The following is a 7,975-nucleotide window of genomic DNA, read 5'->3' on the forward strand; positions in this document are numbered from 1 at the left end:
GGATAATTACAAGGAGATGATTAAAGGGATGACGCAAGTCAATAATTACGATGTTAAAGATATGACGCTTGCCGGAAAAGGGCGCGACCGCATAGCTTGGGCTGCTCTTGAAATGCCAGTTTTGAAGCAGGTTAGAGACCGTTTTGAAAAAGAACAACCTCTGGCAGGGCAAAGACTCGGTTGCTGTCTTCACATTACAACTGAAACTGCCAACCTGTTGATTACTTTGAAAGCTGGCGGCGCATCAGTGGTAGCCTGTGCTTCCAACCCGCTCAGCACCCAAGATGATGTTGCCGCTGCGTTGGTGGAATACGGTATTCCGGTTTATGCCATCAAGGGCGAAGATAACGAAACTTATTACCGCCATTTGGATGCGGTGCTGGATTCTCATCCCACCCAAACTATGGATGACGGTTGCGACCTTGTTTCTCGCTTGCATCAGGATCGCCCTTCCCAAATTGCCGATATTATCGGCGGTACTGAAGAAACCACTACCGGTGTTATTCGTTTGAAGGCAATGGAGAAGGACGGCGCGTTGCGCTTCCCTATCGTGGCGGTTAATGAAGCCGACACTAAGCATATGTTCGACAACCGCTATGGCACCGGACAAAGTACCCTTGACGGGTTGCTCCGCGCTACCAATGTTTTGTTGGCTGGCAAGAATTTTGTGGTGGCTGGCTACGGCTGGTGTGGTCGCGGCTTGGCTTCTCGCGCTAGAGGGATGGGAGCGCAGGTTATTGTAACCGAGATTGACCCTATTCGTGCGCTTGAAGCGGTAATGGATGGCTTCCGGGTTATGACAATGGAACAGGCTGCCCCTATTGCCGATATTATCATCACTGTTACCGGAAACCTGAACGTAGTTGACCGCCAATTGCGGAAGATTAAAGATGGCTGCCTTATCGGCAACAGCGGTCACTTTAATGATGAAATCAATATTGGATTTTTGGATGAACTATCCGAAACCCGCCGCATAGTCCGCGAATTTGTAGAAGAGTTCAAATTCTTTGACGGGCGAAAGGTGTATTTGCTGGCAGACGGACGGTTGCTAAATCTTGCAGCGGCAGAAGGACATCCCGCCAGCGTAATGGACATGAGCTTTGCCAACCAAGCGCTTGCCGCTGAATGGGTCTTCAAAAATCTTGGCACGCTGGAGAACAAAGTATATGTGGTTCCACGCGAAATTGATGAAAATATTGCCGCCCTTAAACTTAAAGCGATGGGTGTGGATATAGATGTTCTTACTGACGCGCAACAGGCTTATCTTTCCAGTTGGCAGAGTGGCACTTAGTTTGAGAGAGGAGACCGTAGTACAATGAATACTTTTATGAGTTCCCCCCAATTCTTTCTGACCAGTGAAAGCGTTACTGAGGGGCACCCTGATAAGATGTGTGACCAGATTAGCGATGCGGTGCTGGACGCGATTTTTGAGCAAGACCCCCTTGCCCGCGTAGCTTGTGAAACTAGCACCACCACTGGCTTAATTCTGGTGGCAGGTGAAATCACCACTTCTGCTTACGTCAATATTGACCAAATCGCGCGTAATGCGGTTCTCGATATTGGTTATAACAGCAGCGATATGGGCTTTGATGGCAATAGCTGCGGCATCATTGTGTCTATCAAAGAACAGAGCAGTGATATTGCTATGGGCGTGGATAAAGCCCTTGAAGCTAAGCGCGGCGAAATGACCGAAGAGCAGATTGACGCTATCGGCGCAGGCGATCAGGGTATGATGATTGGGTATGCTTGCAATGAAACTCATGAATTGATGCCTCTCTCTATTGCATTAGCCCATCGTATCACCCGTCGGCTTGCCGCTACTCGCAAGAGCGGGCAGTTAGGCTATTTGCGCCCAGACGGCAAGAGCCAAGTAACGGTTGAATATAGCCATGGCAAGCCCAAGCGTATTGATGCCATAGTTGTTAGCACCCAGCACGCGCCCGAAGTTTCCAGCGAACAGATTGAAAAAGACGTTATCGAGCAGGTTATTAAACAGGTTGTGCCGCTCGAATTGCTGGATGAAAATACCCGCTTTTACATTAACCCCACCGGGCGTTTTGTAATCGGCGGACCTATGGGCGATGCTGGTTTGACCGGACGCAAAATCATCGTGGATACTTACGGCGGTATCGCTCGTCACGGCGGCGGCGCATTCAGCGGCAAAGACCCGACAAAAGTTGACCGCTCTGCCGCATATGCAGTTCGCTACGTTGCCAAGAACATCATCGCTGCCGGGTTAGCTGATCGCGTAGAGTTGCAGGTTTCTTATGCAATCGGCGTGGCGCGTCCTATCTCGTTGATGGTAGAAACCTATGGAACTGGCAAGGTTGCAGATGAGGTTATTCTTAATCTCGTTAACAAGTATTTTGACCTCCGCCCTGCCGGAATTATCAAGATGCTAGACCTGCGCCGACCCATCTACCGCCAGACGGCGGCTTATGGTCACTTCGGACGCACCGATATTGACCTGCCATGGGAACGCACCGACAAGGCTGAGCTTCTGCGACAAGAAGCGGGTCTTGCAGAGGCGGCAGTTCTCTAGGCTAGGAACTTTTTCGCTATTCAAAAGGGGTCTTGCCATAAAAAGCAAGACCCTTGTTTATTCATATAATAAGTGACAGAGAAAGCTTTTGATAGACCCTCTTAATAGTTAGATTTAAGGGGAGTAGAGGCACGTAAGTATATAATGAAATTAGAGCCTTTACCTTCTTCGCTCTGTACTTCTATATGCCCACCCATTGCTTTAATAAAATTTTGGCTGAGATAAAGCCCTAGCCCTAATCCTTTGGCTTTAGAGGGAGAGTTGTCGGCTTTGAAAAAGCGTTCAAAGAGTTGGAATAAATCTTTTTCAGGAATCCCAACGCCCTCATCCTGAATTGAGATGGTAATTTCTTCCAACGCTTGTTGCACTTTAACTCTTATCAAGCCTCCTTGGGGCGAATATTTAACGGCATTACTAAGAAGGCTTGCTATCACTCTTTCAAAAGCGGGTATATCAACATCGCTGATAACTACTGCGGGATTTGTGCGTAATTCAAAGCGGTGGACGAGATACGGCATACGTACCTTTTTAGCTAGTTGTTCCGCCTCGTTGATTTTGTTTCGTATGAGCGGTATAAGGTCAACCGTATGTTTGTGCAATTCAAGCTTGTTGGCATCAATGTTCGAGATGTTGGTAATATCTTCCATCAATGTTTGAAGTCGCTCAAGTTGACTTCCCATAGCCCCATTATTCTGGAGCAAACTCTCGATTAGTTTGTTGAGGTCGGTTTTTCCGAGGATTTCTTTTTTAAGAAGTTTGTTGACAATGCTATTATAACCTATTAGAGAGGTTAAGGGAGTTCTTAACTCATGCGAGAGAAAGTCAAGAAACTGATCTTTTTCCCGTAAAGCTAGTCTTTCGGCTCCATAATTACGCGCGTTTTCGATGGCGTTGGCGGCACGCTCCGCTAGTTGTTGTAGCAATGCGACATGACGGTCTTCTATTGGGGTAATCTTGATTTCTGGGTTTCCATAGGTAATATTATAGATTGCCAACGCCCCTATAACTTTACTTCTTACTTTCAAGGGGACACACAGCAAGCTATTTACATGTTCCACATCTCGGATAAACGGCGCTATGCGTGACCAATCGGTATTATCTTTGATAAACATGGAGGTGGCATTCTGTACCACTTTGCCCACAACTGTCTGTCCGATTCTTACCGGCGTGCTATTTTTTACGGGTGTATATTCCGGCAATTCGGGCGGCGGTTTCTCTTTACTATAGTAATTTATTGGGAAAATCTGGTCTGTATTTTCTCTAACGATAAATATTACTGAGGTATTGCCTGCCATTTTGGCGGACATTTCCCCGACTATATGTAACACTTCGCGCAATTTCAAAGAGGTACTAAGAATCCGACTTATTTCCGCCAACATTTCCGCTTCTTGCTCACGGCGGCGGGCTTCTTCATAAAGGCGCGAATTGGTAATAGCTAAAGCTGCCTGATTGGTAATAATAGTTAGTAGGCGTAAATCTTCTCTGGAGTAAATTTTGTGATGGTTGTGGTACAAAACCATAATGCCGATAAGATTTTGGCGATATAGAAGGGGCAGGGTTAGCATTGTAATCAAACCCTCGCGCATACTCAATTCGCGCAACCCGTTTAAACATTGTTCAGCTTGAATATCCTCTATATAGAGAGGGCTGCGAACATTTTGCAAACGGTTGAATTCACAGAATTTAGCAATTTTATCAATAAATTCTTCGGGGAGTCCCCAATTAGCAGCACACACCAGCATTCCAATTTCGGCAAGGGGTTCTTCTTCAGTAAAAACATTGTGGAGATTGGAGCTATCAACTAACTCATGTTGCAGATTTTTCCGAAGAAATACAGCAGCCCGACTAGCTTTGAAAAGCCCTGAGACGTGTTGTACAAGGTTTATCAGCACGTTTCCGGGGTTAAGCTCGGAATTTAGCATGGAGGAAATAACCAGAAGAGCTTCTGCTTGTTCAGGGCGAATGCTAATTTCTGGGACAAATAATTCTTCCGCTGGCACCATATTAAGGCGATTGAACGCTTGTGTACCATCCTTTTTATTTTGCGAATCGGATGATACTTCATTAATATGCTCTAGCATTTGACCCCACAAAGGGAAATTATATTTCCCATTTTAATATTATTTAATTAGTATCAAATAGATATAAGCCAATTATACACATTTCAATAAATACATACAATACATTAGGACGTTTTAGGCAGGACATTTGCAAGAAAGAAATTGTTCCCTATAAAACCTTTCTCAAAGGGGTTTGGGTTTTGTGGGAGGCTGCTCTGTCAGCCGATTTTATCGAGGGCAAGAGCAACCTCCCACAAGATACGCCTGCGTTGGGTGGGGCAAATCTCATGGGATTGAGGCAATCGTGGGAAGGGCGACGACGGACTCAAGCGTCGCCCCTACGGGTTAATTTTCTTGGTATCGGTGAGAAGGTTTTAATTCGTAAGGGGGGTTATCGCTCTGTTATTCCAGATTCCAGCCTTGCAGTAGCTTGAAATCCAGCGTCTTACCCCAATTTTCTGCTGCCCAATCATTAGAGTAAAACTCTATTAGCTGTATAGCGGAAGCGTTAAAAGGCTCTTTTGAGAAGGTCTCATAGGCGCATTCAGCCAAAGCTTGAAACTGATGAAATAAACCCGGTTCTTCGGGTAGGTCTTGCATACCTAGCGTTATGTGCGGAATGAACATAGAACCGACAGGTTCTACGGGTGAAAAAAGGCAATCCGGCGCAATATAAGGACGAACTATATCCCATACTTCTTCGTGTAGCTTTTGAAATTCAGGCGTGTTTTTAAGCTTGATGAAAAATGATGGGCTGAATATAGGACGGTTAAGCGGTATCAATTGCTCTAATTGGGTAGGTATTGCTTTAGTTCGGCTGAAAAGGTCGTTTAGAGCTGCTATAAGCTCGGTTATAGAGGTGTTCTCTTTTAATTTAAAGAAGCCTTTTACAGTGCAATGCACCATAAACCTGCCGGCGGTATGCGCTTTGAACTCACTGGAGAACACATGATGGGCTACAGCTATTTGATACCAAATGGAGGGTGACGGTATCAAATATATTCCATATTGCGGGTAATTTGTTGGCACTTTTACTTCTCCCCAAAAAGAACGTTATGGGTGCGTTATTCTAGAATTAATTTGTCGAGTTCGGGGCTACTTTGGATAGGGCGATATTCATGCGGCATTAGCTTGAGAAGGTATTTGTATAACGTACCTACTGTTATATTGCCTTCTGGGTTTTTAGCTTCCTCATTTTGCCCATCTAACGCGCTTAACAGATGCCCGGCAAACAATCCAAGGTTGCCATCGCCTTTATTGTATTCTTCCTGTGGCAAACAACTTGAAATAACAACCCGACCGGGATGTTGGTTAGCGAATACAAAATTTAGCGTTACTTGTAGGCTAGATTCCGTGAGTTCATAATCGCCGCCCAAGCAAGTATCAAAGATAAAAAGCACATTCGTTGATTTGGAGTATTCAAAGATTTCCCGCAACATCCCCAATCTGAGGGTTTTCTGAAGGCGATACTCTGGGTTTTTACGGATTTCTTCTAAGTCGAGGTCGTAAGAAGCTAAAACGATAGTGCCTTCATCATCTTCTATCTGGATGTCGAGGAAATATCCGGCATAATAGAAAATGACGAGGTCTTTAGCTTTTGGCTTTACTGCGCCAAAGGTGGTAAGGGTAGCTTTTATAGCTTCAAAGGAGGCGATTTCGCCAACTACAAGGCGACGATTTTTAGGTTCAAATCCCATCTTGCCAAGCAATGAATCCATCGCCTTTGCATTGGCTTCGGCGAATTTTAAAGAGGCAATCTGTTCGGGGTTTTTGAAGTTATCAATGCCCACACAAACGGCGTAGCGCTTTTCAATTTGAGCTAAATTTGCATCCATACCCTGTTCTCCCGTTGGCATAATAAACCTTACTCTGTGGTCATAGAGTATCTTGTCAGGGCTTACAAGTCAAGCAAAAAGGAGAATTTTTGAAAGGGCTTCAGGATGCAATCGTTTCTTTTCTAAAACGCTCTCGCAAGGTGTCAATTACCATGAAGTTACCTTTATCATCGCGGTAATACCAATTCTCCCAACCATTGCAGGCAGGCAACCCGGCGACCTTTGCGCCAAGCGAATGGATAGAGCCGCGCAACTCCCCTGCTACCAGCGAACCATCAACCGTTACCTTTGCGGTAATATTGCTTGAGCCGAAATATAATAGCTCACCGGGCTGTATGTAACCCCGCTCTATCAAGGTGTTAAAGGGTACCCGTGGGGCTTCCCGTTTATTTACAAAACTAAAGACTTCTTGGTCAAACATTTGAGGATGAATGTTTTCAATGCGCTGTTGTGCAATTTGGGCATATTCGGGGTCTTGCTCGATACCAATCCAATGCCGATGTAATTTCCGAGCAACCGCGCCGGTAGTACCAGAACCAAAAAACGGGTCAAGCACAACATCACCGGGGTTAGTGCTGGATAATAGCACCCTGAAAAGCAAAGATTCCGGCTTTTGCGTGGGATGCGCTTTATGCCCATCAACTTTTAATCTTTCCGCACCGGTGCAAATCGGCAATACCCAATCGCTCCGCATTTGCTTGTCACCGTTCAGGCTTTTCATAGAGTGGTAATTAAAGGTATATTTCTTCTGGTCTTTGGACTTTTTCACCCAAAGCAAGGTTTCATGCGCGTTGTTGAATCGTACCCCTTTGAAGTGTGGCAGGGGGTTGGACTTAATCCAGCAAATGTCATTCAGCATCCAAAAACCCAAGTCCATCATAATCGCACCGACCCGGTATATATTATGGTAGGTACCGATAACCCACAATGTTCCGTTATCTTTCAAGACTCTGCGGCAAGCAAGCAGCCAATCACGGGTGAAGCGGTCATATTCGGCGAAGCTATCGAACTGATCCCAATCATCTTCCACCGCATCTACTTTGGTCATATTAGGGCGGTAAAGTTCCTGCTGTAGCTGAAGATTATAGGGAGGGTCTGCAAAAATGAGGTCAACACTTTTTTCAGGCAATTTATCAAGAGTTTCGCGGCATTCGCCTATGAGAATTTGATTAAGCGGCAAACCGTTAGTGCGTTCATAATTATGGGTAAGCTTAATAGACCCGGGGTTGGTTCCGGTAGAAGCGCTTGTGAGCATATGGTGTTTTCCTGCCTTGAGTTTTTTGCGGGAACGCAACGATGCACGTGCGAGCGTGCCGAGCGCAGACCCTTTACCACTATGGATTTGAGCCGAATTTTTGCGAGTTACTGCCTGACAGTTTTCAGTATATTTTAATTATGTCAATCTGTCAATAGGTCTAAAACAGGCTTCAGGGTTGTTGCAAGGTCGGTATTCCAATGTCAACACGCCAAGAAGATTAACCCGTAGGGGCGACGCTTGAGTCGCCCCATAAGCATCAAGCTAAGGGAAAAGAGAGGGA

General features: G+C 45.5%; 7 protein-coding genes. 3 read left to right on the forward strand and 4 right to left on the reverse strand.

All coding sequences use genetic code 11. The features are described 5' to 3' along the window. Nucleotides 1-28: 28 nt before the first annotated feature. Together ahcY and metK are read left to right on the forward strand one after the other, a co-directional pair. Nucleotides 29-1,291, forward strand: coding sequence for an adenosylhomocysteinase (gene ahcY / locus WCK19_RS10815; protein ID WP_342397391.1), 1,263 nt, complete (start codon nt 29-31; stop codon nt 1,289-1,291). A gap of 36 nt (nt 1,292-1,327) precedes the next feature. After that, nucleotides 1,328-2,542 carry a methionine adenosyltransferase gene (metK, locus tag WCK19_RS10820; protein ID WP_342397397.1) on the forward strand — a complete coding sequence of 405 codons (1,215 nt, stop codon included), beginning with the start codon at nt 1,328-1,330 and terminating at the stop codon, nt 2,540-2,542. Between the two features lie 101 nt (nt 2,543-2,643). Here the strand turns inward: metK and WCK19_RS10825 are convergent, their stop codons facing one another. Further along, the gene (locus WCK19_RS10825; protein ID WP_342397392.1) at nt 2,644-4,623 is read right to left on the reverse strand and encodes an ATP-binding protein; all 1,980 of its coding nucleotides are present in this window, start codon (nt 4,621-4,623) and stop codon (nt 2,644-2,646) included. A gap of 179 nt (nt 4,624-4,802) precedes the next feature. On the opposite strand from WCK19_RS10825, the gene WCK19_RS10830 reads away from it, so the two are divergent. Beyond that, complete coding sequence (locus tag WCK19_RS10830) at nt 4,803-5,036, forward strand: hypothetical protein (RefSeq protein WP_342397393.1); 234 nt, start codon at nt 4,803-4,805, stop codon at nt 5,034-5,036. Here WCK19_RS10830 and WCK19_RS10835 read toward each other — a convergent pair. The 3 genes from WCK19_RS10835 to WCK19_RS10845 all read right to left on the reverse strand — a co-directional run bounded on the left by WCK19_RS10835 (nt 5,005) and on the right by WCK19_RS10845 (nt 7,692). Further along, the gene (locus WCK19_RS10835; protein WP_342397394.1) at nt 5,005-5,631 is read right to left on the reverse strand and encodes a 2'-5' RNA ligase family protein; all 627 of its coding nucleotides are present in this window, start codon (nt 5,629-5,631) and stop codon (nt 5,005-5,007) included. The genes WCK19_RS10830 and WCK19_RS10835 overlap by 32 nt on opposite strands. A 35-nt stretch (nt 5,632-5,666) precedes the next feature. After that, entirely contained in the window at nt 5,667-6,437 is a 771-nt protein-coding gene (locus WCK19_RS10840; RefSeq protein WP_342397395.1) for a caspase family protein, read from the reverse strand. A 100-nt stretch (nt 6,438-6,537) separates the two neighbouring features. Then, nucleotides 6,538-7,692 (reverse strand): DNA methyltransferase, encoded by a 1,155-nt coding sequence (locus WCK19_RS10845; protein WP_342397396.1) that lies wholly within the window; start codon nt 7,690-7,692, stop codon nt 6,538-6,540. Nucleotides 7,693-7,975: the final 283 nt, after the last annotated feature.

This window comes from Candidatus Chlorohelix sp., assembly GCF_037138995.1.
Lineage (GTDB): Bacteria > Chloroflexota > Chloroflexia > Chloroheliales > Chloroheliaceae > Chlorohelix.

Excerpts from the sequence above, each read along its gene's own strand:
- metK (WP_342397397.1), top strand. The coding sequence starts at position 1,328 with ATGAGTTCCCCCCAATTCTTTCTGACCAGTGAAAGCGTTACTGAGGGG.
- ahcY (WP_342397391.1), top strand. The coding sequence starts at position 29 with ATGACGCAAGTCAATAATTACGATGTTAAAGATATGACGCTTGCCGGA.
- WCK19_RS10845 (WP_342397396.1), bottom strand. The coding sequence starts at position 7,692 with ATGCTCACAAGCGCTTCTACCGGAACCAACCCCGGGTCTATTAAGCTT.
- WCK19_RS10840 (WP_342397395.1), bottom strand. The coding sequence starts at position 6,437 with ATGGATGCAAATTTAGCTCAAATTGAAAAGCGCTACGCCGTTTGTGTG.
- WCK19_RS10825 (WP_342397392.1), bottom strand. The coding sequence starts at position 4,623 with ATGCTAGAGCATATTAATGAAGTATCATCCGATTCGCAAAATAAAAAG.